General features: G+C 35.0%; 23 protein-coding genes and 7 tRNA genes. 13 read left to right on the forward strand and 17 right to left on the reverse strand.

Annotation, left to right across the window (positions count from 1 at the left end; translation table 11 throughout):
- The first annotated feature begins 13 nt into the window (after positions 1-13).
- Together EL260_RS06350 and EL260_RS06355 are read left to right on the forward strand one after the other, a co-directional pair.
- Positions 14-859: an SH3 domain-containing protein gene (locus EL260_RS06350; protein ID WP_123859367.1), complete on the forward strand. Its 846-nt coding sequence runs from the start codon at positions 14-16 to the stop codon at positions 857-859.
- A gap of 115 nt (positions 860-974) precedes the next feature.
- On the forward strand, positions 975-1,607 hold the full coding sequence (locus EL260_RS06355) for an MgtC/SapB family protein (RefSeq protein ID WP_123859368.1): 633 nt from the start codon (positions 975-977) through the stop codon (positions 1,605-1,607).
- Positions 1,608-1,954: 347 nt separating this feature from the next.
- Here EL260_RS06355 and EL260_RS06360 read toward each other — a convergent pair whose 3' ends face one another.
- Positions 1,955-2,224, reverse strand: a complete 270-nt coding sequence (locus EL260_RS06360) for a hypothetical protein (protein ID WP_123859370.1) — start codon at positions 2,222-2,224, stop codon at positions 1,955-1,957.
- Positions 2,225-2,876: 652 nt separating this feature from the next.
- Here EL260_RS06360 and EL260_RS06365 point away from each other — a divergent pair.
- Positions 2,877-3,935, forward strand: coding sequence for a serine hydrolase domain-containing protein (locus tag EL260_RS06365; protein WP_123859372.1), 1,059 nt, complete (start codon positions 2,877-2,879; stop codon positions 3,933-3,935).
- A 116-nt stretch (positions 3,936-4,051) separates the two neighbouring features.
- Here the strand turns inward: EL260_RS06365 and EL260_RS06370 are convergent, their stop codons facing one another.
- The 5 genes from EL260_RS06370 to EL260_RS06390 form a co-directional block, all read right to left on the reverse strand.
- Entirely contained in the window at positions 4,052-4,876 is an 825-nt protein-coding gene (locus EL260_RS06370; RefSeq protein ID WP_123859374.1) for a 5'-nucleotidase, lipoprotein e(P4) family, read from the reverse strand.
- Between the two features lie 212 nt (positions 4,877-5,088).
- Positions 5,089-5,162, reverse strand: a tRNA-Arg gene (locus tag EL260_RS06375).
- 12 nt (positions 5,163-5,174) lie between these two features.
- Positions 5,175-5,249: transfer RNA gene (locus EL260_RS06380), tRNA-Pro, on the reverse strand.
- 107 nt (positions 5,250-5,356) lie between these two features.
- Positions 5,357-5,430, reverse strand: a tRNA-Arg gene (locus EL260_RS06385).
- Positions 5,431-5,441: 11 nt separating this feature from the next.
- A tRNA-Pro gene (locus EL260_RS06390) sits at positions 5,442-5,516 on the reverse strand.
- 447 nt (positions 5,517-5,963) lie between these two features.
- Here EL260_RS06390 and EL260_RS06395 point away from each other — a divergent pair.
- The gene (locus EL260_RS06395; protein WP_123859375.1) at positions 5,964-6,494 is read left to right on the forward strand and encodes a thermonuclease family protein; all 531 of its coding nucleotides are present in this window, start codon (positions 5,964-5,966) and stop codon (positions 6,492-6,494) included.
- Positions 6,495-6,635: 141 nt separating this feature from the next.
- Positions 6,636-7,919, forward strand: coding sequence for a hypothetical protein (locus EL260_RS06400; RefSeq protein WP_123859377.1), 1,284 nt, complete (start codon positions 6,636-6,638; stop codon positions 7,917-7,919).
- Between the two features lie 82 nt (positions 7,920-8,001).
- On the opposite strand, the gene EL260_RS06405 is transcribed toward EL260_RS06400, so the two are convergent.
- Complete coding sequence (locus tag EL260_RS06405; protein WP_123859379.1) at positions 8,002-8,190, reverse strand: hypothetical protein; 189 nt, start codon at positions 8,188-8,190, stop codon at positions 8,002-8,004.
- Positions 8,191-8,520: 330 nt separating this feature from the next.
- Here EL260_RS06405 and EL260_RS06410 point away from each other — a divergent pair, with 330 nt between their 5' ends.
- Both EL260_RS06410 and EL260_RS06415 read left to right on the forward strand, forming a co-directional pair.
- Entirely contained in the window at positions 8,521-8,961 is a 441-nt protein-coding gene (locus tag EL260_RS06410) for a transposase (protein ID WP_123859381.1), read from the forward strand.
- A gap of 24 nt (positions 8,962-8,985) precedes the next feature.
- Positions 8,986-9,300, forward strand: a complete 315-nt coding sequence (locus tag EL260_RS06415) for a helix-turn-helix domain-containing protein (RefSeq protein WP_123859382.1) — start codon at positions 8,986-8,988, stop codon at positions 9,298-9,300.
- 65 nt (positions 9,301-9,365) lie between these two features.
- Here EL260_RS06415 and EL260_RS06420 read toward each other — a convergent pair.
- The 3 genes from EL260_RS06420 to EL260_RS06430 all read right to left on the reverse strand — a co-directional run bounded on the left by EL260_RS06420 (position 9,366) and on the right by EL260_RS06430 (position 9,655).
- A tRNA-Arg gene (locus EL260_RS06420) sits at positions 9,366-9,439 on the reverse strand.
- Positions 9,440-9,481: 42 nt separating this feature from the next.
- A tRNA-Pro gene (locus EL260_RS06425) sits at positions 9,482-9,556 on the reverse strand.
- A 14-nt stretch (positions 9,557-9,570) separates the two neighbouring features.
- A tRNA-Ser gene (locus EL260_RS06430) sits at positions 9,571-9,655 on the reverse strand.
- Between the two features lie 135 nt (positions 9,656-9,790).
- On the opposite strand from EL260_RS06430, the gene EL260_RS06435 reads away from it, so the two are divergent.
- The 4 genes from EL260_RS06435 to EL260_RS06450 all read left to right on the forward strand — a co-directional run bounded on the left by EL260_RS06435 (position 9,791) and on the right by EL260_RS06450 (position 14,374).
- Positions 9,791-10,816: an N-acetylmuramoyl-L-alanine amidase gene (locus tag EL260_RS06435; protein WP_123859384.1), complete on the forward strand. Its 1,026-nt coding sequence runs from the start codon at positions 9,791-9,793 to the stop codon at positions 10,814-10,816.
- A 72-nt stretch (positions 10,817-10,888) separates the two neighbouring features.
- Positions 10,889-12,289, forward strand: a complete 1,401-nt coding sequence (gene aspA / locus EL260_RS06440) for an aspartate ammonia-lyase (protein ID WP_123859386.1) — start codon at positions 10,889-10,891, stop codon at positions 12,287-12,289.
- A 76-nt stretch (positions 12,290-12,365) separates the two neighbouring features.
- The gene (locus EL260_RS06445; RefSeq protein ID WP_123859388.1) at positions 12,366-13,220 is read left to right on the forward strand and encodes a glycosyltransferase; all 855 of its coding nucleotides are present in this window, start codon (positions 12,366-12,368) and stop codon (positions 13,218-13,220) included.
- Positions 13,221-13,327: 107 nt separating this feature from the next.
- Positions 13,328-14,374 carry a hypothetical protein gene (locus EL260_RS06450; protein ID WP_123859390.1) on the forward strand — a complete coding sequence of 349 codons (1,047 nt, stop codon included), beginning with the start codon at positions 13,328-13,330 and terminating at the stop codon, positions 14,372-14,374.
- Positions 14,375-14,411: 37 nt separating this feature from the next.
- Here the strand turns inward: EL260_RS06450 and EL260_RS06455 are convergent, their stop codons facing one another.
- From EL260_RS06455 to EL260_RS06485, 7 genes are all read right to left on the reverse strand, one after another.
- Positions 14,412-15,890 (reverse strand): lipopolysaccharide biosynthesis protein, encoded by a 1,479-nt coding sequence (locus EL260_RS06455; RefSeq protein ID WP_123859392.1) that lies wholly within the window; start codon positions 15,888-15,890, stop codon positions 14,412-14,414.
- A gap of 9 nt (positions 15,891-15,899) precedes the next feature.
- Entirely contained in the window at positions 15,900-16,694 is a 795-nt protein-coding gene (locus EL260_RS06460) for an FkbM family methyltransferase (RefSeq protein WP_123859394.1), read from the reverse strand.
- A gap of 311 nt (positions 16,695-17,005) precedes the next feature.
- Complete coding sequence (locus tag EL260_RS06465; RefSeq protein WP_123859395.1) at positions 17,006-17,674, reverse strand: DUF2461 domain-containing protein; 669 nt, start codon at positions 17,672-17,674, stop codon at positions 17,006-17,008.
- A gap of 97 nt (positions 17,675-17,771) precedes the next feature.
- Entirely contained in the window at positions 17,772-19,001 is a 1,230-nt protein-coding gene (locus EL260_RS06470; protein ID WP_123859396.1) for an ABC transporter permease, read from the reverse strand.
- A gap of 20 nt (positions 19,002-19,021) precedes the next feature.
- Entirely contained in the window at positions 19,022-19,771 is a 750-nt protein-coding gene (locus EL260_RS06475) for an ABC transporter ATP-binding protein (RefSeq protein WP_123859398.1), read from the reverse strand.
- 56 nt (positions 19,772-19,827) lie between these two features.
- The gene (locus EL260_RS06480) at positions 19,828-21,099 is read right to left on the reverse strand and encodes an efflux RND transporter periplasmic adaptor subunit (RefSeq protein WP_123859400.1); all 1,272 of its coding nucleotides are present in this window, start codon (positions 21,097-21,099) and stop codon (positions 19,828-19,830) included.
- Positions 21,100-21,187: 88 nt separating this feature from the next.
- Complete coding sequence (locus tag EL260_RS06485; protein WP_123859402.1) at positions 21,188-22,498, reverse strand: TolC family protein; 1,311 nt, start codon at positions 22,496-22,498, stop codon at positions 21,188-21,190.
- 227 nt (positions 22,499-22,725) lie between these two features.
- On the opposite strand from EL260_RS06485, the gene EL260_RS06490 reads away from it, so the two are divergent.
- Together EL260_RS06490 and EL260_RS06495 are read left to right on the forward strand one after the other, a co-directional pair.
- The gene (locus EL260_RS06490; protein ID WP_123859404.1) at positions 22,726-24,429 is read left to right on the forward strand and encodes a DEAD/DEAH box helicase; all 1,704 of its coding nucleotides are present in this window, start codon (positions 22,726-22,728) and stop codon (positions 24,427-24,429) included.
- Between the two features lie 151 nt (positions 24,430-24,580).
- The gene (locus tag EL260_RS06495; RefSeq protein WP_066698712.1) at positions 24,581-25,219 is read left to right on the forward strand and encodes a DUF47 domain-containing protein; all 639 of its coding nucleotides are present in this window, start codon (positions 24,581-24,583) and stop codon (positions 25,217-25,219) included.
- Positions 25,220-25,223 lie beyond the last annotated feature (4 nt).

Raw genomic sequence — 25,223 nt, forward strand, 5'->3', positions numbered from 1 at the left:
CGAAATAACAAATATGAAAACTTTATGGACCGCTTTATTTTTACTGATGATACAGCTTTTTGTAGCTCAGGAAAATGAAGTATATGCAGATGGTGTTTTTAATTTTACTGAAAACAAGAATCAGAAGATCTTTACAGATTGGACAAGAGTCAGAAAAGAACCAGGCGTTAATGCTCAGATGCTGGATTCATTGCAGAGCAATCAGCAGGTTATGATCCTTAAAAAAGAAGAAGGGGTACCGGTTTTACAACTCGGAGAAAGAAGAGCTAATTGGTATAAGATTTCTTACCAAAAAGGAGATGTTACTTCTGAAGGGTATGTTTGGGGAGGTAATTTATGTGTAGGGTACCGTAATAAAAACGGCTATGACTTCCTTTTTGGTCTTTCCAAGACTGTAGATAGGAAAATCAAAGACTTGAATGAGCCCAATAAGCAGAATATTGCAGGAATAAAAGTAATGGAAGGCAATACGCTGATTGATGAGGTATATTTTGATACGGGAAAAGGGGAAGAGTTGAGTACAGCTTCTTTTAGTATTGAAAGCAATCATAAGTTGCAGGAGGTAGAATTTACATTAAAGGCAATGGTGTCAGGAGAAGCATGTGGCATTGGAACTTATGACCAATACGTTCTTTATAGAGATAAGAAACTTATTGCCCTTCCACAGTTGATGAATGTAGGAGATGCCGGAGCTTACTACCATAGTGAAGAATATCTCTTTCCTAATGATAAAGGAGGAATTTCTAATGCATTTATCCTGAAAGTAGAAGATATGGAAACCGATGATAAAGACCGGGAGAAGAAAACACGTTCTTCTAAAACTTATCTTTGGAACGGAAGTTCTTATAAGCTTAAATAGATGCTTTTATTTAAAATAAATGAAACCGTTGTCGTTGTACAACGGTTTTTTTGTTCAGAATATTCCTTTTCCAATTGAAAAAAATAAAATACATTTAATGATAAAAAACTGAACAATGAATATACTGGATGATATACTTCCCATTCTTTTCTCTGTAATTGTAGGAGGTATTATCGGGATTGAAAGAGAATATCAATTGAAGTCGGCAGGGCTTCGTACCATGATATTGGTAACTTTGGGAGCCTGTATCTTTACAATGCTTTCTATGAATCTTGGAGAGACCGGGAGTCCGGATCGTATTGCTGCCAATATTATCACCGGAATAGGTTTTGTGGGGGCAGGAGTGATTTTTAAGGAAGATAATAGAGTTTCGGGTCTTACAACAGCCGTTACTATATGGATATGTGCGGCTCTGGGAATGACAATAGGAGCAGGATATTATCAGGAAGCTACAATAGGTTCTTTGGTCGTTTTTTTATTGCTTATCATGTTCAAGTATATCCAGAATGTTATTGACAGGATCAGCACCCGATATATTTATCAGATCACACTTTCTTATGAAGATGGAGTAATGGAGAAGTATGAAAATCTCTTTAAAGAATACGGTTTAAAATCAATCAGAGGAAAGCAGGTGAGGAGTGGAGAAAAATATACAGCCATCTGGCGGGTGCAGGGAGCTTTAAAAAACCATGACGTTTGCACAAAAATGCTACTGAATGACCCAACGATAGATGAATTTAAATTTTAAAAATAATTGTGCTTTTACCTAATGTAAGGGCTTTTTTACTGTAGATTTTACAAACAAAATAGGGCTGGAATAACCAACCCTACCCAAACATGATTAAGTGTATAGTTTAGCCATAAATGGCTATAAGGAATATTTGCACAAAAAGATTTTTATTGATGCTTAATCAATGTTTCTTTAAATAATAATTAAAACTAACTTTTATACCAGCTTCCCGGTAAAAGCTTATACTGTAAAAATACTACGAATTGAAGTTCTTTAGTGGAAAAGTTAATTTGATCCGGTGAAATCAGCCAGTGAAACGGAATTTTCATGGTGTGAGCCGTTGGGAGTTTTATTTTTTGAAACTGCTAGTCTGGAAGGGTAAGACAATAAAAAAGCAGGGTAAAGGCAATGGATATAACTACGTTCATAAAAAGAATAATCCACCAAAGAGGATTACGTTTTTGGAGAATAATGGCTATTATAGACGAAAGATAGGATGTGAATAAACAAAGCACTCCAATCATAAAATCAATACTTTTAAAGATTCCCAAATAGGCAATAATGACCATCATTTGACAGAGGATAGATAGAATACCCAAAACATAAGCAGACTTATTTTTATTTAGTTGATTCATTTCAATAAAATGAGGTTTTTCTTAAATTACAAAAGTTGCTGAGTGAAAAAAGAGTAACGATTTTCTTGTATTGATATTCATTATTATTGTAAATATAGATTTATTTAAATTAAACTCAATTGATTAGTTCACTTAAATAATTATATTTACGAAATAGTGAATGGATAAAATAAATCTATTAAATATTGTAAGAATAATTTCTTTGTTGATTTCACTTTTTCTTACATTTTTCCTGCTTACAGTTAAGAAAGAATACAAAAGAAGTAGCATACTTTCTGCTGCATTTCTTAACATTATTGCAAGCAATAGATATTAGTGAGCTTTTAATCATTTCAATTTATGAGAATAATCCTTCTAATTTTGGAATGTTGAGCCGTTATATTTGTATTTTAAAGAAACTCCTGTTTTTTTATCTTGGTTTTAATTCAAAATCCTTCTTAATATTACTTAAAAAAAAGACATGGAATATTTTAGTGAGGTGTTGTAAAACATTGTTTTATAGATTGTTGTGATTATTCGTACTTTTTCATGAAACTATTTGTACCTATTTTTTTAAACAAAAAAGGTCAAGTACGTTTATTCGGTCGCATAAGATTTTTCTATTTTTCAAATTTGTATCGAAATAAATATTAACCTTTAAAAAAACGATACAATGAAAACTACATTCACATTTCTCGCAGTACTATTATTCATCAGCAGTTTTTCTTTTGCACAAGATTTCACCAAAAAAATTGATTCCATCGTAAAAGACAATTATCAAAAAAATCCGGAGGTAGGAATCAGTGTTGGCTTTATCAATAATAATAAAGAATATTATACAGCTTATGGAAAACTGAGTAAAGAAAGTAATGTTGATATTAACAAAAATTCACTATTTGAAATTGCTTCTATTACTAAAATTCTGACTTCAAATTTAATTGCACAAGCTGTTCTGGATCATAAACTGAAATTGGATGATTATATGGACAATTATCTTCCAAAAGGATATGCGTTAAATCAAAATATCAAGAATAAGATCAAAATTTCAGACTTAGCTTCTCATCAGTCCGGACTACCTGATATAGATTTTGCCAAATTAATAGAGCAAAATCCGCAGCAGCCTGTAAGTAACGTTACCAAACAGTCATTAACCTCTATGATTAACAGCTGTACTGAGCTTATTGACTACGGAAAATACCGTTATTCCACCATCGGGTATACTTTATTGGGGCAAATATTAGAAAAAGTATATGGAAAGACCTACGATGAGATCATTCATGAGAAAATAATTAACCCTTTAAAACTGACCCGTACATTCACAAAAGAATTTAATGTAAAAAACAAAACAACAGGTTATAATCCTAGTGGAGGTGCTCAGGAGTTTTTTAATTGGAATGTTACAGCATCAGCGGGATTGATAAAATCAGATGCTTCTGATATGGTAACCTACTTAAAAGCAATTCTGACTAAAGGAAATCCAATATCTGAAGCGGCCTTAATAACAGAAAAAATCTACTATAAAGATGAAAAGAGAGAAATGGGACTAGGACTTAACATGAGTACGGATGAACTGAATACAATCTATCTGAAGTCTGGAGATTCGATGGGGCAATCATCTATCATTTGTTACAACAGAGCAAAAAAATGGGGAATTATCATTCTCTTAACCCAAAGAAATTCAAAAATGAGACAGAATCTGCTGAACGAAATCTATGAAAAAGTTCTAAAATAAATTGAATTAGAAAATGAAAATTATAAAAAATAAAACCCCTCACAGTTTTTCTTGTGAGGGGTTTAAAATTCTGATCCTATACATATTTAGTAAGAGTATGATACCCATAGGATATATTATGGAGTTGCCTTTACAGCGTTATACATCATTGAATCTTTTTGCTGAGGAGCATAATCATACTTGTATTGATAAAAAGAAGATTCCCAATCTCCATATCCAACATTAGGAATAATAATGAATTTTTTGCCAAACTCATTTGCTGAATTTTTCACCGCAGCTGAGCGTTCCGTTTCTGATTTTTTATCAAATAGATTAGAGAAATCGGCAAGATTATCACCTAGCAGAAGGACAATATTGTAATTTTTAGCAATATCCAAACGTCTGGCTTCCTTACTGCTTTCTTTAGATCGAAGAATAAGATGAGCTTCACTTTGAATAGGGTAATTGTATTTTTTCAGGTTTTTCAAAGTTCCTGCACGTTCCTGTTCCACGCGATTGGTAACATAGAATACCTGTACTCCTTTACTGGCAGCATACTGATAAAACTCCTGGGAACCGGTAAGGGGTGTTGCGATGCCTTTGGCGGTCCATTCCTCCCATGTTTTTTGATCGTAATCTTTTCCCATTTTTGAACGCTCAACAGCATAGTAGGAATTATCTAAAAAGGTCTCATCAATATCTGAAACAATAGCTAATGGCTTATCCGGTTTTTGTGCTAAGGCTTCATCCAGACGAAGTTTTGCGATATTGTAGGCTTGAAGACATAGTGCTTCATATTCTGCAGCCCTTTGCTGATAAAAAGCAGCATATATTTTACCGTCACGTCCAAGATTCTGATAAGGTACATTCTGCACAGAAGTCTGTGAAACTGGAGATGCTGTTTTACACGACAAAGTCAAAGCAAAGAAACAGCTTGCGATAATGAACTTGAAATTTTTCATTGAGTTAAAATAGAGAGCACAAAATTATAACAATTTGAATTTTATGACAACTATTTTTGAGGTTTATAGTTTATTAAAATCCATGAAATGTCTAAACATATTCTGAATGTTTTCAGACATTTTTCAGATTATTGTAGAAGTATCAGAATAGCAATCTAAAATAGACCATCAGAAAACAAAAAAAAGTCTCTGAAACAGAGACTTTTATAAAGTGAGCGCGAAAGGATTCGAACCTTTGACCGTCTGCTTAGAAGGCAGATGCTCTATCCAGCTGAGCTACGCACCCTTTGAAAAAAAGTCGGGGCGGCAGGATTCGAACCTGCGACCTCCTGGTCCCAAACCAGGCGCGATGACCGGACTACGCTACGCCCCGATAAGGTCATCTTTAATGAATTTTACTTCATTATTTTAATTTTAAAAAAACAAGATGCTTTCAAAAATTAAAATAAATAAACTTACATCAATCAGTAAGTCTTTTTGTGAGCGCGAAAGGATTCGAACCTTTGACCGTCTGCTTAGAAGGCAGATGCTCTATCCAGCTGAGCTACGCACCCTTAGAAAAAAGTCGGGGCGGCAGGATTCGAACCTGCGACCTCCTGGTCCCAAACCAGGCGCGATGACCGGACTACGCTACGCCCCGATTAAAGGTCATCATTAACGAATTTTACTTCGTTTTTGCGGTTGCAAAGGTACAATACTTTTTGAAATAAAAAAATAAATTAAAGGATAATTTTTAATTAAATTTTGGAGAAACTTTTTTGTTAACTTTACTTGATTAATAACCATGGATTTAGGTTATCAGAGAAATTTTGAGTTTTTTGTGGTTCTAGGATCTACTGATAAGTTTTGTCATTTTAAATTTAAAAATTTAGAAGATGAAATCCTTCAAGAAAAATAGATAATAGGAACTATTTTTTTATATGCAATGAAGCATATCTACAACAAATGAAATTCATTCGTTTCTTCAGTAAAAATTCAATCCCTCATTAATAATTAGAGGGGCTAATTCCTTGTCTCGTCCTGAAAAAGTTGACTTTATTATTTCAATCTTCCTTTCTTCATTTGGTTTAATCCTTATATTTGCCCCATGAAACGATTAATGTTGATGAGCTTACTTTTCCCGGCTATTCTGTTTTCACAAACAAGCGGAAAAGTAATCAAAATCTCAGATGGAGATACAATTACAGTACTTTTAAAAGGCAATACCCAAAAGAAACTTAGATTGGCGGAAGTAGATTGTCCGGAAAATGGACAGGCTTTCGGAAAAAATGCCAAACAATTCACCTCTGCTCAGGTGTTTGGAAAAACAGTTACGTTTAAAGAGACTAGTACGGACCGTTACGGACGTTCCATTGCCAAAATTTATTACGATAATGATAAATACCTTTCCAAAGAGGTAATAAAGGCTGGAATGGGATGGTGGTACTTTTCCTATTCTAAAGATGATTCTCTAGGAAAGCTACAGGAAAAGGCTCAACAGAAGAAAATTGGTCTTTGGCAGGATGTTCATGCTGTTGCTCCCTGGGAATACAGAAAAATGAGACGGGAACAATCGAAAAATAAGAAAATGGAAGCCTCTAAAATTCAATTGAAAACGAAAAAAGATGTCTGGAAATAAGGAAGAGCCTTAGATTATTTCTAAGGCTTTTTTTGTTCTTAAAATTGTCAGAATAAAATAAGAGGTGTAATTTATTATATTTGTGATACAGACACTTACAATAAACGCAATAAATAGTCTGTGTAATTAAAGAACTTAACTATGAAGCAGACTACTACTTTTATACTATTATTCTCCCTGTTCGGACAATATCTAACGGGACAAAAAAGTGATAGTATTTCCATTTTTTATAATGAGTTTAAAATCGAATCTAAAAGAAATATTGAACTTTGGAATAAAGATCTCTATGGTCCTATCCTTTTAATTGATCCAAAGACAAGAGAAATTTTTGCCAATGAAGCTGATGAAAATGGTATTTTAAAGGCTAATAGCAGTATTTATACCGGAGTTTTGTCTGATAAAATTAATATTGCCAATACGGCTGTGAACTGGAATGGAAAAAGATGGGCAATGATGATGCTTCCACTTCCTAAAAATAAATACAATAGAATGGGGTTGCTGGCTCATGAGTCATTTCATCGCATACAACCCTCATTAGGTTTTGAACTAAACAATATTGAAAATAACCACCTGGATCAGAAGGAAGGTAGGATTTATCTTCGTTTAGAACTGGAAGCTTTGAAAAAAGCTTTGAAATCTGCTTCAAAAAAAGAATTACAAGAACATCTTACGAATGCACTTACTTTCAGGAAATACAGACATAGTCTTTACAAAGGTTCTGATTCAAATGAAAATCTTCTGGAACTCAATGAAGGAATTGCGGAGTTTACAGGAGTAATAGTAAGTGGTAGAAATAAGACGCAGACAGCTGATTTTTTAGTTGATGGAATTAATGATTTTTTTAAGAATGCAACGTTTGTACGATCATTTGCTTATCATACAGTACCTGTTTATGGGTATTTACTCTATAATAAAGATAAAGAATGGAATAAAAAAATCACAGCAAAAACAGATCTGACCAACTATTTTATCAAAGCATTCAATAGTAAAATTGCTGGTGATTTATTTGAGGTTGTTAAAAGATCAGCTGAAGATTACAATGGCTCAGCAATAACTGAGGAAGAAACAAAAAGAGAAGAGAAAACAAAAAAACTCATTGCTGAATATAAAACCAAATTTATAGAGAATCCCCATTTTGAAATAAAATTTGAAAAGATGAATGTCTCTTTCGATCCAAGAAATATAATACCAATTGAAGATAAAGGAACAGTATATCCCAATATCAGGATTACTGATAAATGGGGAATCCTGACTGTTGAAAATGGAGCATTAATGAGCCCAAACTGGGATAAAATTTCGATATCTAATCCTATTCAAACGGGAGATAAAAAGATATCAGGTGATGGCTGGGTTCTTGAACTGGCTGAAGGGTATGTAATAAAAAAGGATAATGCGAACGGAAATTTTTTGTTGGTTAAGAAATAGATAGAAGATTATTCAAAAAAAGCCTCAAGATGTGAATCTTGAAGCTTTTTTATTTAGCTGTGTTAAGATTAAATTTTAGTCGTTATTGATTAATTGTAAAAGGTCCACATGAGCATAGTCCGGTAGAGTCACAAACACCGCGTTCAAAACCTATGGCAATACATGAATCCATACAGTTTGCTGGATCACATTTGGGAGGTTTTATTCCACCTAAAATAGTTTTCATTTCATTTCTCTTTAGAGCGCTGTGTTGTTTTTTGAATGTTTTCATGTTAGTTTATTTTTATATTAGTAATTCAAATATAAAAAATCTTTTGAATTGTAACTCAGCTTTTTTTATTTTCCTCACATTGAAGAGAATTAAATAAGTCTCATTCAATCTATTTCTTTCTTTTCCGCTTATATGTATAGAAAAACAGGACTCTATCCAAAGAAATTTCGGGCAACAGGGAGATGATTCTTTTTTGATTAGAGAGGATATTATTATATCTGATTGTTATAAAATAGTAAAACAATTGGATAATATCTGTTATTTAAAGGGTTTTGTAATGTTTATTTTTGATAAAGCACTGTGCCTTGTCATAAATAAATCTCGGATTGTATGAACTTTAAAGAAATCCATATCGGAAAATTAATCAGAATAAAGATAGAAGAACTGAAAATAAATGAAGATCGGATAGCTAATTTTTTTAAGTTACCCCTGGAAGAAATCATGCTGATGTGTGATCATAGCAATATTTCAACCGAACACTTACTCAGATGGTGTAAACTTCTGGAATACGATTTTTTCAGACTCTATTCTCATCATCTTATTCTTTATGCCCCGATATCTAAAAATACAAGCACTAAAGAAAGTCAATCTTCCCTTCCTGTTTTTAGGAAAAATATTTATAGTAAAGAACTGATCAGTTTTGTTCTGGAACAGATTGAAAGCGGAGAGATGACTAAATCTCAAGTGATTACAGAGTATAGGATTCCGAAATCTACTTTGAATAAATGGAGTTTGAAATATTCAGAAAATAACTCCTCATCAGAATTGTAAAACTTTGCTCAAGATCATTTTGTTATGAAAATTTTAAAAGAACCCGATTATAAGAGAATTTATAAAGATCTCATTGAAAAGAAACTACCTCACAGGGAAAAGTATTGTCGTAATATTTTAGCTAAAAATAAACTGGAAATTCTTGATGTGATTGCGTTAAACTCAATACTATTTGGGAATAATCCGGAAAATCAGAAATACAAGGCCTATAATAAAAAAGCAATAAAAAAGATTCTTATCTATCAGAGAAAACATAATCTTAATAACCTGGAACTTGCAGCGGTTTTTTCCCTTAGCCGGAATACCATTACCAAATGGAAAAAAATAATGTTGAAATAAGAAGATTACAAAATTAAACTTCATTTCAAACAAAAAGCCTCACCATAAAAATGATGAGGCTTTTGTGAGCGCGAAAGGATTCGAACCTTTGACCGTCTGCTTAGAAGGCAGATGCTCTATCCAGCTGAGCTACGCACCCTTAGAAGTTGATTCTCGCTTATAAATAAGCACATTAAAAAAGTCGGGGCGGCAGGATTCGAACCTGCGACCTCCTGGTCCCAAACCAGGCGCGATGACCGGACTACGCTACGCCCCGAGATATATAGAGTGCGGAGGGTAAGGGATTCGAACCCTTGCGACACTTTCGCGTCGACAGTTTAGCAAACTGCTCCATTAACCACTCTGGCAACCCTCCTTTTTGTTTATTTTTTAATGATCGTTGTTCCGTTATTGCGAGTGCAAATATAGAATAGATTTCTTTATTTACCAAATAAATTTCAAGAATTTTTTGTGTATTTTTGAGGTAATAAATTGATAAAAAACCAAACTGATGCGTAAAACATTATATATCATCGGATTAAGCACTTTAGTTTTTTCATGTACTTCTCAGAAAAATGTGAAAAAAAATACCTACCAACCGAAAACCCCCGTGGCACAGCCAAAAACAGCGGTGAAGACCCCAACTCCGGACGCTCCAAAACCAAAAGTTGTAAGCGATCATGGAGTAGACTTTTTTACTACTAATATAGCAGACGCTACAAAAAATGATAATACGGCAAGTTATGGTTCTATTGTATCCGCAAAACCCGCAGGATATAAAGTTGTAAAAACTTATTTCCCTGCCATGGCACAGAACTTCAGACAACGTTATCTGATCATGCATTATACAGTACTTCCAGATGATAAGTCTATCACAGTTCTTACCCAGCCGGGAGTAAGTGCTCATTACTTGGTAAACAATACAGGAGATAATGAAATCTACCAACTGGTAGATGAGAATAAGCGTGCCTATCATGCAGGAGTAAGTTCATGGAGAGCAGATAAGAATCTTAACGATACTTCCATAGGAATAGAAATTGTGAATCCTGGCTTTACTACGGATGCTACAGGTAAAAGGATTTTTGTTCCTTTCAGTGATGCACAGGTAAGAAAAGTGGCAGCATTGGCAAAAGATATTGTAACAAGATATCAGATTCCGGCAACCAATGTTATTGGCCATGCAGATATTGCTCCTACAAGAAAACAGGATCCGGGGCCAATGTTCCCATGGAAAAAATTATATGACGAATACCAGATAGGAATGTGGTATGATGAAGCGCTAAAACAGAATTACTTCGAGCTTGCGCAAGCAGAGCTTCCGGTAAAGTATAATGACACAGTCTTTATTTTCACTATACAGACTGCATTACAAAAATTGGGGTATGGAATAGAGCTTAGCGGAAAATGGGATGATGCCACCAAGAAAACAATTGAAGCCTTCCAGTATCATTTCCGTCCACAAAATTATGACGGAATTATGGATGCCGAATCATGGGCAATATTGCAAGCTTTAAATGTAAAATATTCAGTAAAATAATTCTAATTAAAGCGCATCGGATCGATGCGTTTTTGCTATCTTTAAACGATCAAAAACAGTAAAATATCTGTAATGGAAAATTTCAGAAAAGAAAGTGATCTATTAGGCGAATTGAACGTGCCTTTAGATGCTTATTATGGAGTGCAGACGCAAAGAGCCATAGACAATTTCAAAATTTCGGGACAGCTTTTGTCTTCGTATCCGGATTTTATTAAAGGACTGGCTTTCGTAAAAAAAGCTGCCGCAAAAACCAATTATGAATTAGGACTTCTTGATGAAAGCCTATATTTCAAGATAGCAGAAGCATGTGATGAGATTGTAGCAGGGAAATATCATGAACAATTTCCTGTAGATATGATCCAGGGAGGAGCAGGAACTTCAATCAACATGAATGCGAATGAAGTGATTGCCAATGTGGTATTGGAAAAATTAGGAAAAAATAAAGGAGAATACGAATTCTGTTCACCTAACGACCATATCAACCTTTCACAATCAACAAACGATGCTTATCCTACAGCTATCAAAATGGGACTGTTGCAGATGAATATCGGTTTGGTGGAAAGATTAGAGAAAATTATAACTGCTTTCCGTGCAAAAGGGCAGGAGTTCCAAGATGTTATCAAAATGGGACGTACTCAGCTTCAGGATGCTGTTCCTATGACATTAGGTCAGGAATTCGAAGCATATGCTGCTACCTTGGAAGAAGATATCTCTAAACTGAATAATAATGCAGATCTTTTTGTAGAAGTAAATATGGGAGCTACAGCTATCGGAACAGGATTAAATGCTCCGGTTGGGTATGCTACGCTTTGTGCTAAAAATTTAGCTCAGATCACAGGATTTCCAATTATTTCTGCACCTAACCTGGTAGAAGCTACACCGGATACAGGATCTTATGTGATTTATTCTTCAGCTATGAAGCGTTTGGCGGTAAAATTATCAAAAATCTGTAATGATTTAAGATTACTTTCATCAGGACCAAGAGCGGGACTTTTTGAAATCAATCTTCCGCCAATGCAACCAGGATCATCTATTATGCCAGGTAAAGTAAACCCAGTGATTCCGGAAGTGGTCAATCAGGTTTGCTTTAAAGTAATCGGAAATGATTTAACGGTAACGTTTGCAGCAGAAGCAGGACAGTTACAGCTTAACGTAATGGAGCCGGTACTTTCTCATGCAATCATGGAAAATATCAATTTCCTTTGCAATGCATTGGATACCCTTCGTGATAAGTGTGTCGTAGGAATTACAGCCAACAAAGAAGTATGTCTGAATATGGTAAAACACAGCATCGGAATTGTAACGGCACTGAATCCTTATATCGGTTATAAACAGTCTACACAGATTGCAAAAGAAGCATTGGAGACCGGAAAAAGTGTATACAACCTGGTTTTAGAGAAAGGAATTCTTTCTCAGGAAAAGCTGGATGAAATCCTTGATCCGAAAAACATGCTGATGCCACACAACAAATAATACAAAACAATCAATAAGTGATAAATGGTGTTTGTCATCATTTATCACTTATTATTCATCACTTATAAATTACTCCGTGAGGTTTTTAATTATTATTCCTGCCCATAACGAAGAGCAGAACCTCTCCTTCACTCTGGATTCCTTACAGCAGCAAAGTAATAGGGATTTTAAAGTGGTAGTCGTTAATGATGGTTCCACAGACAGTACTCCTGACGTTATCAGAAAATATACTGCAGTTGATTCCCGTTTTGAAACCATTAATCTTCAAAAGTCAGAGCATCAACCCGGCTCAAAGGTTGTTCATGCCTTTAAAAATGGTTTGCAGACCCAATCTGTAGAAGAATTTGATATTATTTGTAAATTTGATGCCGATATCATTCTTCCAGAAAACTATCTGAAAACCGTAGAAAAAGCTTTTATCAATCATCCCGAATATGGACTGGTAGGTGGTTTACTTTATGTAGAAAAAGAAGGAAGTTGGATATATGAAGGAAATTCCAACAAACATCATGTAAGAGGACCTATGAAAGCCTATCGGAAAGAATGTTTTCTTCAGATGGGAGGCATAAGAGAGACATTAGGCTGGGATAATATAGACTCTATTTTGTTGGAACATCTAGGCTGGAAAGAAGTAGTCTTACCAGAGCTGCAGGTAAAACTTATTAAAGTAAAAGGTGCGGACTATACCATAAGACCAGCGGATTATTATGGACGCTATTTTTACTTTTTAGGATTAAACAGATTTCTGGCTTATATTGCCTCATCAAAAGAAGCCATGAAAATCAAATCTCCATCATTTTTCTTTGATATCGTAAAATCCTATGAAGGTTGTAAGGCTAAAAAACTGGAACTTAAAATTTCAAAAGAAGAACAAAAAGCCGTTAACGATCAACGTTGGAGAATGTTGAAGAAAAAATGGCTGAAAATCTGAGGAGGTAGACCAATATAAACATGAATAGAAACGAACTTTAGTCCGTTTGATACAAAATAAAAAATCAACCGCTTTAGCCAAAACTTAAGAATAATTCCAATCGGTCAGTGAAAAAAATAGCCTACATAGAAATAGATACCCACGCAGAAATAGCACAGGCTTTCATGAATGTCATGGAGGGATCTCAGAATTTCAGTGTAGATTATTATTTTTCCAAAAGGATCAAGGATCAGATCCGTGAGACCGGATCAAAAGTTTTTCTGTCGGATAGTTCTATGATTTTAGATCAGCTGAAGACCAGAGAATATGATTTGGTTATTATCGGAACTGTCCATCGTTTTTTCAATACGTTTTTGGCGATAACAAAAAAATACAATACAGCTGTTGTTACTCATAATCTCAATTTTACCAGAGCTTCAAAACTTGATTTAATAGCAAGTGTATTCAAAGGTGATGTCATCTACAGACTAAAACTATGGTGGAAAGAAGGATTATTATATACTGGTAAGGTGTATCAGCAATCAAAATCCCTGATAGTACTGGATGAAGCGCTGATTTCTGACAGACATCGGTTTCTGCCTCTTTTTTATACCAGAGACTATGTGTCATCTAAGAATGAAAGTCTCATGATTGTTATTCCGGGTGGTGTTTCTCAGAAGAGGAGAGATTATGCTCATATTTTTGCAGCCATTCAGAAGATAAGATCGGACCAAAAATGTGAATTTATTTTTCTTGGAAAAGCCCAAGCTTATGAATTAAAACACCTTGAACGCTTGTCTTCATACTTGCCGGAGAATATCTCTGTAACCTATTTTTCAGAAAGAGTCTCATCGGAAGACTTTGAGACATGGATGCAAAAGGCGGATATGCTTTGGTGCCCGATTCAGCAGGAAACTGAATTTTTCAGCATAAAAGAAACATACGGAAAAACCAAGATGACAGGAAACCTGGGTGATGCAATTGCCTATGGGAAACTGGCTGTCTTTCCAAAGAATTATCCGTCAAAACTGAATTTTATTTTCCCCGAAAAAGAAAATATCCTCGAACAGCTGAACGAGCTTATAACTACCCATTTTGATTTTCAAAAAAATTACGGTAAATCAGAAGTTCAAAAAAGATTAGAACAGGTATTAAACAGCCTTATAGCTGGTTAAAGATTAGTATTGTTCTGTCGGTTTTATTTTCTAAGTCTTATTTAAACTTAAAAATACTCTTAATAAATTTCATATTTAGATAATCCTCTATTGGAAAAATCTTTGTGAAATAATTTCCAATATAGATCAACAAGAGTACTACAGCAGGTTTATAGATAAGATTGATGAAGTTGCTGTTAAAATTGGGCAAAACAATGGCTACAGTAATCGCTAAAGTACAAATAATTGATATGAAGATCATCTCAATGGTCAATGGTGAAACTTTGAAAAGAATATAGTTGAATAAGATTTTAACAACATTATAAATCGTAAGGGAAATGGCAGTGGATAAAGCAATTCCGATAAGTTTCAAGTCTGTATTTTTGATGAAGTAATAGTTCAGTCCAATTGTTAATCCGGCCAATAAAAGCATTACCAGAATGTTGAATCGGTAATATTTTGAAAGAGAGATGATGTTTCCGTTAAATCCTGTTGCAAGGTCAATTAAAACTGCAGATCCCCAGATCCATACAACCGGTTCATACTCTCGGAGCATCACCCCATTTTTAGGCATAAACTGAGTCAGGTAAGGAAATCCAACCATAATGCAGGAAAACAATACTGCACCCAAAAAATATAGCGTTAATGAAGTCTTTTTATGAAACCTATCCAGGCCTTCCATGTCACCATCAGCAAGATGTTTACTGATAATGGGTGCTGAAATATTAAATAAACCTAACTGTGGAATAGAGATCAATGAAATAAGAGCATATAATACAGAATAAATACCATTTTCCTCCATTCCCATAAACTCTCCAATCATAAAGCTGTTAATCGCCAGGTAATTTCCAAATGTTCCTAGAAAGCCAAAGAAACTGTAGTTTAGAAATTCTTTCCAGAAATCATCTTTCTTAAAATAATCTGTACTGATGTCAAAATGGATTTTCTCAAGTTTATTAGTGTAATAAATATACCCGAAAAGCATTAAGGTAAACATTCCGAAGAAGAAAGCCAATGCGATATTCTGAGACAGAGAAAAATAAAAGAACAGACAGAATGCACCCAAATTGGCTATTTTAGGAAATAAATTGTCAAAGATATTAGAAACAACAATCCTTTTATAATTAGAAGTGTATTTATTAAAAATAGCACAAAGAGATAAAACTAAAATAAGAGGTAAGATAATTTTCTTAATTTTCCAGGCTTCCGAATGGATGAACTTAGGGTAAAAATAAGGAAGAACAAAAAATATAATAGAAAATATAAGGAAGTTAATCAAAACAGTAACAAGCGATAAGGAAAGCATGTTTTGATTTTTACCATCTTTCTGTAAAGAATGGAAAAATTTTACGTTCGCATAGGAAATTCCGAAAACAACAAAAGGGACAAGCATTTCTGCAGTTTGCATACTGTAGCGAAGTTTTCCATAAAATTCGAAGTCATTGGGAAAGATGAATATTGCAGAAACTGTACCCAGCAAAAAACCAATATAACCGATAATGGAATATTTGAATCCTTGTCTCGCTACTACGCTCATAAAGTTGTTTTAAGGGTTTTTAGGTATAAAAATAATATTGTTGATGTACTGAGTTTTATTTTTTTCGTCGTTTGTATTTTGTAGTAGAATATTTTCTGTAAGGGTTTCAAGGGTAAAGGTGCTCCTGTTAAGGTACTTCACTTCATATCCCCAGCTTTCCACTTCAGAAATTTCATTCCATATAGGTGTTTGGTGATGCCTTTGTTCCATCTCAACCATTAAAGTGGGCATAAACTGTTTAATGGTTTCTTTAGCTCCTGAAAGAGTCTTTATTTCATTGCCTTCAACATCGATCTTGATAAAATCCAGTCGGTTGAAGTGTTCCAGAGCAGCCCATTCATCCAGTTTGATAACCTTCACTTTCTCAGTATAGCTTTTCTCTTCGCCTTTTTCTTTGTACTCTGTGTTTAAGGTTCCACGGGAGGCAATCGTTTTTCCGTTGATAATGGGAACTTTAAATTCAGCAATTGTATTTTCGTCAGAAAGAGCTAAAGGAAGCACCCTCATCGTAGGGAATAATCTTTTCAGCCTGGTATAAAGCTTTTTATTAGGTTCGAAAGCATAAATGTGCTCATGATCTAATTTATTTTCCAATTGATACAGGAAAGTTCCTACATTGGCACCAATGTCCAGTATTACAGCCTTTTTTGGAAGGTATTCTTTGATCCATACCAGTTCCGGTTCTACATTGCGTTCCGAAAAATTATCTTTATTAAGATTGTTTAAGGTCTTAAAATATCTTTTCTTATAAAAATCCGGACTTATATATTGTAGTTTTTCTGCAATTTTTTGGTATAAAGACATCCTTAGCTTTTTGACGAACAGCAAAGATAAGCAAAAATGTAAAACTTTTCTTAAAAAATGTTAAATATAATAATTTGATTTTCAGTCTGAAATCTTAGAGTGTTGTTTCTAATAGACTGAAAATTACTCTATTCTCAATTTGTCATGGAGACGCTTGACGGATGAATCATTTTTTGTTTTAGAACGTATTAAAGCGCGTCATAAAACTACTCTTAGGAATCTTTTTAGATATATATGAGAAGGGCTTGCAGGATCTTCTGTGAAAATCTGCACTGTCTGTGTGGCGTAATACTAATGCAATTCAGTAATTTTTAATCTGAAAGAGGAGTATTCAGGAAATCATTAAAAGGCTTCATCAGCTTGAAGATTTTACTAAGATTCTTTACCGCATTTTTATCTAAAGCCTCTTCATCTTTGAGTGTGTACACCACAATGAAGTTTTTAAGTTTTAAATATTCAGCCATAGGGTCTTCTTTTTCAAACCCTTGAGGTACCTTTTTTAGCTTGTCATCCTGGTCAAGTTCAGGGAAATGTTTTTTGAAATCTTTATTATTTAAAATAGTAAGAAAATCATCACCATATAGAGAAACCTCCTTTCGTACTTCTTTTAAAACAGAAGATTCAGGCATGTAGATTCCACCAGCCAGAAAAGATTTACCAGGCTCCAGATGAAGATAATATCCGCCTTTCTGATTTCCTTTTCCCATTCCCAGCGAAGCTCCGAAATTAGTTTTGTATGGGGATTTATCTTTCGAAAAACGGGTGTCACGGTAAATTCTGAAAAGTGATTTTTTACTGTCAATTTTAGCAAGTTCTTCGTCAAATTCCGACATTTCTTTAATTAAGCTATCTAAAAATTCAATAACATTTGATTGGGATTCAGTATACAAATCTTTATTTTCATTAAACCATTCACGGTTGTTATTTTTGTTTAACTTCTTTAGAAAATCAAAGGTTTTAGAAGAAATGCTTGCTGACATATTTTTGTTTGATGTTTGTTAATTTTTCCAATTGCTGATCTCGTTTCTCATGATCCCGAACCTCGTATTTATCAGCGTTACTCAAATTTACACAAAACTATTCATATCTCAATGCTTCAATAGGATCAAGTTTTGAGGCTTTCAAAGCGGGGTAATACCCGAAGAATACTCCGGTTACAGCACAAACAATAAAAGAAATAATAATGGATGACTCGGTAATGAAGGTAGGCCATGAAAGAAAAAATGTAACCAGCTCTGAGGAAAGAACTCCAAGGATAACTCCCAATATTCCTCCGGTAATGCTGATGAGCACAGCTTCGATCAAAAATTGATACAAAATGTCTTTTCCTCTGGCTCCAATGGACATCCTTAGACCAATTTCTTTGGTTCTCTCAGTGACGGAAACATACATGATGTTCATAATCCCGATTCCGCCTACAATAAGAGAAATTCCGGCAATAGCGGAAAGCAGGACGGTTAGAAGTTGGCTGGTAGAGCTCATCGTAGAAATCAGTTCCGCCTGGGTTCTTACACTGAAGTCATCGTTACTTCCATCACTGGGTAGCTTATGTTGTTTCCTTAAAATTTCTGAGGCCTGATCCGTAGCCTGTTGTGACGTGTTTGCATTCGTAGAGGCAGCGTAAATGGTCTGTACATAAGTAATTCCCAAAAATCTTCTCTGCACCGTATTAAAAGGAGCCAGAATAACATCATCCTGATCCTGACCGAATGCATTGGATCCTTTAGGGGAAAGAATACCAATGATCTTCATAGGAACTTTATTAAATCTGATTATGCTTCCTATTGGGTCCTCTCCGTTGGGAAACAGATTCGTATAAACTGTTTGGCCAAGCAGGCAGACTTTATTGGAGGAGGAGACATCTTTCTTGGTGAAAAAATTACCACTTGCAACACTCCAATCCCTGATCTGAGAATACTGTTCATTAACACCCTGCAATTGGGTAGGCCAGTTGTTAGGTCCGTTGATCGACTGTCCATTGGTTTGTACGGCTGGTGACACATAAGAGACATCAGGTGCGCCCTTGGAAATGGCTTCAGCATCCTGAGGCTTCAATGTTTGTAATCCGGAAGCTCCTATTCTTGCCCCTCCTGAAACATTCACATTACTTGAAGGCCGAATCGTGATCATATTAGAACCCATTGAAGAAAGCTGGTCGCTTATGCTTTTTTTAGACCCTTCACCAATGGCGGTCATAGCAATTACTGAAGCAACACCAATAATGATCCCAAGCATCGTTAAAAATGCTCGAAGCTTATTTCTTAAAAGGGCCTTCCAGGCAATTCTGAAGAGGTTTGAGAGTTTCATTGCAATGAAGTTTTAGTTTGTTATTGATAATCATCATTGGTGGGAAGGATGTCCAGCGCTTCTCTGGCAGATTTTATATTGTCATTTTTAACATCCTTAATTACTTTTCCGTCCCGTAGTGTGACTGTTCTGCTGCTAAAAGTTGCTATATCGGGCTCGTGCGTTACAAAAACGATAGTACGTCCCTGTTTATGTAACTCCTGCATGAGTGCCATGATTTCGTATGAAGTTCTTGTGTCAAGATTTCCAGTGGCTTCATCAGCAAGAATCATAACAGGCTCATTTACTAAAGCTCTGGCAATAGCGACTCTCTGTTGCTGCCCTCCTGACATCTGATTGGGAAGGTGGTCTATTCTGCTTTCCAGTTTTACAGCAGTGAGTGCGTCTAATGACCTTTTATGTCGTTCATCCGTTGATACTTTAGCATTGTAAAGAAGAGGAAGCTCCACATTTTCTCTTGCAGTAGTTCTGGGAAGAAGGTTGTATGACTGGAATACAAAACCTATTTTTTGATTCCTAAGCACAGCCAGCTCATCACGGTCAAGATTTTTAACATTCACTCCATCAAGAATGTAATCGCCATTGGAAGGTTTATCCAAGCAGCCCAAAATATTGAGTAAGGTAGACTTTCCCGAACCACTGCTTCCCATGATTGTCACGAATTCTCCTCTTTCTACAGAAAAGGTAACTCCTTTCAGCGCATGAACAATCTCTTCACCCATCCTGAATTCTCTTTTCAGATCCATGATATCAAGAATTTTTTCTGCCATGACTTTTTATTTTTGTAAGTTGCTAAATGCTAGATTAGATAGTGGACTTTGATTTCTTATTGTCTTGGTCCGCCGCCACCACCGCTTTTATTGTTTCCACCACTTCTTCTTTGAGGCATAAATGGACTTTTGGCCTGTCCGCTGGAAGATTTTTTGGATAATAGCTTGTAGCCTGTGATGATATTATCATTTTTATCCAAACCAGAAATAACTTGTATTTCAGTATCACTGTCCATCCCTGTTTTAATCCTTTTGTGAGATATGGTGCTGTCTTTAGCAATAACCCATACACCGGCCTCATTTTTCTTGTCCGCTTCTTTCTTCATACCTTGTTTCTTCCACTGTCCTTTTTCATGGGTTTTGCCATTGGAAAATGGAGAATTGATTTTGTACTTTTGAATAACCAGACTATCTGGTCTGAAGCTGATTGCAGCTGCAGGGATTTTCATCACATTTTCTAAAATCTGCGTGTAAATTGTAATGTTTGCCGTCATTCCTGGCTTTAGTTTCAAGCCAGAGTTGTCAGCGTTAATGATGGTAGTGTAATTTACAACATTCGATGAAACGGTAGGATGAAGCCGGACTTCTGCAACCTCTCCATTAAATGTTTCATCAGGAAAAGCATCTACAGTAAAAGTTGCTTTCTGTCCAACTTTCACATTTCCAATATCAGCTTCATCTACAGAAGCTCGAACCCTCATTTTGGTCAAGTCCTTAGCAATACTAAATAGAGTAGGGGTACTGAAGCTGGATGCAACGGTCTGTCCTTCGCTTACATTCCTATTGAGAACGGTTCCGTCTATTGGAGAATATATATAGGTAAGTGAGAGATTTTTATTAGCAGTGGAAAGCTGAGCGGTTACAGTACCTACCTGTGCTTTTGCCATATTATATTGATTGGTGGCAATATCATAGTCTGCTTTGCTGATGGCTCCTACTTTATAAAGCTGTGACTGCCGGTTGATGTTGATTTCATTGTAAGCAAGATTACTTTTTGCATTCTGCAGATTGGCTTTATATTGCTCAGACTGAAATTGAAGAAGGTCCGGATCCAGAGTGGCTAAAAGCTGTCCCTTTTTCACGGTAGAATTAAAATCTACATAAATATTCTTGATGATTCCTGATACCTGAGTACCTACCGCAACAGTATCCACTGGTTGAATAGTTCCTGTAGCAGTAATAGAGTTGGAAATTTCTCCCATTTCGGGCTTTATCGTTTCCAACTGGATTTTTATTTCTTTTTCTCTGATGAAGAAAAACCAGACTGCACCTACAGCAATGATGCCACCCACCACCCAGTATAACCATTTTTTATTCTTTGTTTTCATATGCTAGCTATTTATTGTTTTTAAAGGTCATATGCAATCGCGCTATCCTCATCGGTATTTTGTTTGTAAATCATAGCGATTTCATAGTTTACTTTAGATTTATAGGGTTACCTGCATAAAATTCATAAATCTGTTTATTGAGAACTGCAGTGTATTTGGCCTGCAGATAATTTTGAATAGATTGAATGTAAAGCAATCGTTGCTGCTGAAGCTGTACATAATCAATACTACCAATTTTCATTTGAGCGTTCATGATATCATAGCTCTGTTGGCTGAGGTCCATTTGTTTAGAGGCTGAGTCATATTGTGATACTGCATTTTGAAGATTGATATAGGATTGCTCAATTTGTTGATTGAGAATTGTCTTGGTGTTTTGAAGATCAAGATTAGCTTGTTCTATGGCGATTTTTGATTTTTCAACCTGGGTTTTATATATTCTGTTATTGTAAATTGGAATTCCAAGACTTAATCCAATAGGCATATAGAAATTGTTACCCAGTTGACTAAAATAGTTTCCATTCCCGTTGGAATAATTGGTTGAAATATTTCCTACCACACTTAAGGTAGGCTGAATAGATGCCTGTGCCATTTTAAGATTGGTATTTGAGTTTTCGACATTCAATTCCCCATATTTTACTTCAGGACGCTGGTTTTGGGCAAGAACCTGAACGTCCTGTAGTGGTTTTAGCTGGTCATCTACCATGAGACTGTCCGGTTTTACTATCTGGAAGTCATAATGGGTAGGCAATTGCAGAATTTGCTTTAAATTAACAATATTGGTTCGTAAATTATTCTGAGCAGAAATTAAATTGTATTGATCCTGAGCAACCTGTGACTGAATCTGAAGATAATTGAGTTTAGAAAGGCTCCCAGCTTTATAAAGTTGATCTCCTTGTTTTAATTGGGTTTGAGTTGTTTTTAAAACATTTTCAAGTGAAACGATATTTTCTTGATTCATTAAGATATTCAAATATGCCTGTGTTATGCTTATGGTAATATTGTTTTCTGATTCCTGTACGGATAGATCAGCCATCTGAACCAGCATGTTTTTTGAGGCTTCATTGTTTTTAATGTAATTGGCATGGTAAAGAGTCATTGAAGAATTAGCTCCAATACTTTGAGTTTGTGCTCCGGTTACATGAAGCCCATCATTCCCATTAAGAGAAAAAAGACCTTGTGAAACTGTTCCGTTGAGGTTGGGATATTTTGCTTCTTTAGCCTGAAGCAGATCCTGTTGAGCTGAATTTTTTGAAAGCCTTAATGAATTGATAGAAATATTGTTCTCCTTTGCATATTCAATACAATTATCCAGAGTCCACCGGGTGGGATAATTGGGGCCTTGAGCAAATATTTCAAGCGTTATCAATGAGAATATCAAAAAGAAAAATCTGCGTTTCATGGTTTTGTTTTTGAAAATTCATAAATAATCCAGAAAAAATCAATCCAATTTAATAAAAAAAACTAATGTTTAACAAATTTTTAACCCAAAGCTTGTTTTTTTGGATTTAATTTTTCAAATATTAAAAAAGTATTAAAAGATTCTGAATTTAAGTTTGCATATTTAAAACTTTATTCAAAAACAAGTCAAATATTTGTTGTATCTTTGCAAAAATTTTAAAATAGTTAATGAATTTATTTACGGAAACCAATTTAAGTCCTGATATCCTTAAGGCAATTGGCGAACTGGGTTACGAAAGCCCAACAGAAATCCAAAAACAGACTATCCCTTTTATTCTTTCAGATATTCGCGACTTGATCGCACTTGCGCAGACAGGGACAGGCAAAACAGCAGCGTTTTCGCTTCCGATTTTGGATATGATTGACGATACGAGTCGCAAAATCCAATTATTGGTGCTTTGTCCGACACGGGAATTATGTCTTCAGATTTCTAAAGACATAAAGAATTACTCTAAATACATGAACATCAAAACTACTGCGGTTTATGGTGGAAGTAGTATTGTAGACCAGATGAGATCTTTAAAGGACAAACCACAAATTATTGTGGGAACTCCAGGTAGGGTAATTGACCTTATCAACAGAAAAGCATTAGATTTTTCTGCCATTCATTGGTTAGTATTAGACGAAGCTGATGAAATGCTTTCAATGGGATTCAAGGATGAATTGGAAACCATTCTAAGCGAAACTCCGGAAACTAAACAAACTTTCTTATTCTCGGCTACGATGAATAAAGAAGTGGAAAGAATTTCCAAAAATTATCTTACAAAGCCACACCGTATTTCAGTAGGTTCTATCAACGAAGTGAAGAAGAACATTAAACATGAATATTATGTGGTAGGATACCGTCAGAAAAAAGAAGCATTAAAAAGATTAATTGATGCAAACCCGAACCAGTATTCCATTATTTTCTGTAGAACAAGAATGGAAACTCAGGAGGTTGCAGATTTCTTAATGCAGAACGGGTACGCAGCTGATGCCCTTCACGGTGACCTTTCTCAGGCACAGAGAGATACAGTAATGAAGAAATTCAGATTGAAAAACATCGATATTCTTGTCGCTACAGACGTTGCAGCAAGAGGATTGGATGTTAACTCTCTGACTCACGTTATTCACTTCTCTTTACCTGATGATCCTGAAGTATTTGTTCACAGAAGTGGAAGAACAGGTAGAGCAGGTAAAGACGGTATTTCTATGGCTTTAACCAAGCCAGAAGAAAGCAGAAAACTGAAGCAAATCAAATCTGCTACTAAAATTGAAATTAACGAAAAATTTATTCCTACAGGAGAAGATATTATCAAAGCTCAGGTAGGAGGTGTTTTCGAAAAATTATTAACGGAACACGAAGATATTTTCGAATTTGATGATAGCTTAATTCCAGATCTAAGTAACTTTACAAAAGAAGAATTGGTGCACCAGTTGCTACAATTCCAATTGAAAGATCTTGCTTTATACTACAAGGATAAACATGATCTTGCTGAACAGAAATTGAGCAGCAGAGATGATGATTACTCAAGAAGAGACCGTGGACGTGATAGAGACAGAGATAGAGGAAGAGACAGAGATGGAAGAGACAGAGACCGCGGTAGAGATAGAGATCGTGGTGGAAAGCCAAGAAGAAAAGATGAAAACATGGTAAGATTCTTCTTCAACCTTGGTAAAAAAGACCATTTGAAGAAACTTGATGTTTTAGATATTATCAACAAGGCTACTGCTGACGGAAAAAGTAAGAAAAGAGCTGAAATTGGAGATATCGAGATTCTTGAAAAATTCTCTTTCTTCGAAGTTGAAAAATCATTCAAAGACAATGTTTTAAGTAACATTCAATCAATGAAATTTAAAGGTAAAGATATGAGAGCTGAAGTAGCTAACTAATCACTTTTTATAACATATAAAACCGGCAGTAATGTCGGTTTTTTTATTTGGTAATCAGCAGGTAAGCGAATGTTAACAAAACTTAATGTTATATAGTTTCACGTACAATCCTTTTTTAAGAAATTTGCACTCGAATTATAAATACTAAAAAATGGGAATTGGTAATATTTTCCACGCTTTTCAACCAAAAGATAAAATCTTTTTTGTACTTTTTGAAAAGGTAACTGAAAACCTAGTTGCAATGTCTGAGGAATTCAACGCTGGAATCAAGGATTTCGATCTTAATGACGATTCAATGTTGAAAAAAATGAGTGATTTCGAACATAAGAATGACGAGCTTACTCACGAAATTTTCGTAGAACTAGGGAAAAACTTCATTACTCCTTTTGATCGTGAAGATATTCACACATTGGCAACAGGATTAGATGATATTGCTGATTATATCTACGCTTCTACAAAATATATCTTCTTATACAAATCTCCTGAGATGAAAGCTTATTCAGATTTCTCTCTATTGATTCACAAGGCATGTCTTGAAATTCAGAATGCAATGAAAAACCTTAAAGGGTTTAAGAACATGGAGCAGGTGAAAGAAGCTTGTATTAAAGTCAACTCTATTGAGAATATTGCAGATGATTTGCTTTCCAACTCAATGGTAGATTTATTCGAAACTAATGATGCGATCAACATTATTAAAGTTTCATCTGTATTGAACTATCTTGAAATCGTAACGGATAAAGCAGAAGATGTTGCCAATACAATTGAGAACATCATGATTAAATACGCCTAAAAGA

The organism is Chryseobacterium nakagawai, from assembly GCF_900637665.1.
Lineage (GTDB): Bacteria > Bacteroidota > Bacteroidia > Flavobacteriales > Weeksellaceae > Chryseobacterium > Chryseobacterium nakagawai.